Below are 1,544 nucleotides of genomic sequence, written 5' to 3'. Positions count from 1 at the left end.
TCCAATCTGCTGGTTTTGCAGAAAGGGCCGCCACGAAGACTGTATGAAAAAGATTCCTACCGATGGCAGGTCAGACGGTCCACACGACTGTACATTTGATACAAAACTTGTGGATTGTCAGTGCATCCATTGAATTCAGAAATGTTTTATTGTAAAGTTGTTCTAGATTTTACTCAATACTTGGTATAGTTTCGATGTCTTCTTCAAGTTCTTTAACCAAACCTTTCCACCATTGTTCAAATTTTTCCATATCTTTGCAAAACTCACAAAACCCTCTTTATAGATCTGTCGATCTTTTGATATGGATAAATTTTATTTTTATTATGGCATTCCACATTTTTTGATGTACAGAATGTTTTGCAAAAAAANATTTTTAGAAAATTTAGAATCAGCGGGTCTAGTGGGATTTGAACCCACGACATAGGGATATCTCCGAAAGATCATAAGAGTCCCTCGCTCTACCTGGCTGAGCCATAGACCCGGTAAGAAAACTCACGCTAAGTTCGTTATTTAAACTGAGTCAAAAAGAAAATGATTTTAGTTTTTTACTGCTTCTACTTGAGAATATTTCTCTAGTATTTTTGTCAGCACGGTAGAGACTGGAGCATTGTTCATCTTTTCTTTTTCTGCCAAGAGTTTTCTGTATGCATCAAGTGTGATATACACAGGAATTGAACCGTTGCCTTCCAACAAGCCTCTTACTCGGTACAGAGCAGTCTCCATTCCTTTTTCTGCCACCTTGGCAAACTTTGCCTTGTCCATAATTGCGCCAAGTGGACCAAATGGCATATCATAGTTTACTGTCATGGTAACTCGGGTTTCTTTCTCACCGAGTGTCTCAAAATCAACTGCAATCTCCCATTTCTTAAATGGGCCCTTGATCATTTTAGCGGCAACTTTCTTTTCTGGAACGAATTCGGTTGTCTCACAGTCCCACTCTAGTCTCTTGCCATCAAAGTCACCAATTACTCTAAATGTTGTACCTACTCCCATTCCTGCCTTTACATCCATAGGAACTACAGTCATTCCTACTCTCTCTTCAAATTGGTCAGAGATGTGTTCAGGTCTTGCAAAGTATGTGAAAACATTCATGGTCTTTTCTTTGATGTCAATTGTTTTACTAACAGTGGTCATCATTTGCAGTTTTCTTAGAACTTGATTTAAAGCTTTTGTTAATTTTCATAGATCGAGTGTCGTAACAGTATATTAAAGAAATGACATTACAAATACAACGTTGGTCAATATTCGTTTTCTAGCTTTTCTTCCACTTATTCTTTTAATGTTATTTCCAACAGTAAATTATGCAAGTGCACACAACAACCTAAACTCTGATGATCAGACAATAGGAAATTATGAAGTTCAAGTTGCAACAGATCCAGAAATACCAGAAGCAAATCATCCATTCAAGTTGAGTTTTAGAGTATTAAATCACCAGTCAGCATCAAANCATAGATCGAGTGTCGTAACAGTATATTAAAGAAATGACACTACAGATACAGCATTGGCCAAGATTAGTTTTCTAGCTTTTCTTCCACTTGTTCTTT

General features: G+C 37.0%; 1 protein-coding gene and 1 tRNA gene. Both read right to left on the bottom strand.

Annotated features, from left to right (window positions below; translation table 11 throughout):
* Positions 1–392: 392 nt before the first annotated feature.
* A tRNA-Lys gene (locus DYY66_RS09840) sits at positions 393–481 on the bottom strand.
* 56 nt (positions 482–537) lie between these two features.
* Positions 538–1,134, bottom strand: a complete 597-nt coding sequence (locus DYY66_RS09835; protein ID WP_166288773.1) for an SRPBCC family protein — start codon at positions 1,132–1,134, stop codon at positions 538–540.
* Positions 1,135–1,544: the final 410 nt, after the last annotated feature.

The organism is Candidatus Nitrosotalea sp. FS, from assembly GCF_011319475.1.
GTDB lineage: Archaea > Thermoproteota > Nitrososphaeria > Nitrososphaerales > Nitrosopumilaceae > Nitrosotalea.
Note: the sequence above shows the minus strand (reverse complement) of the source record. Positions and strands in the feature narration are given on the sequence as shown.

What these genes read in the sequence shown, in the direction of transcription:
- DYY66_RS09835 (WP_166288773.1), bottom strand. Translation starts at nt 1,134, where the DNA reads ATGACCACTGTTAGTAAAACAATTGACATCAAAGAAAAGACCATGAAT.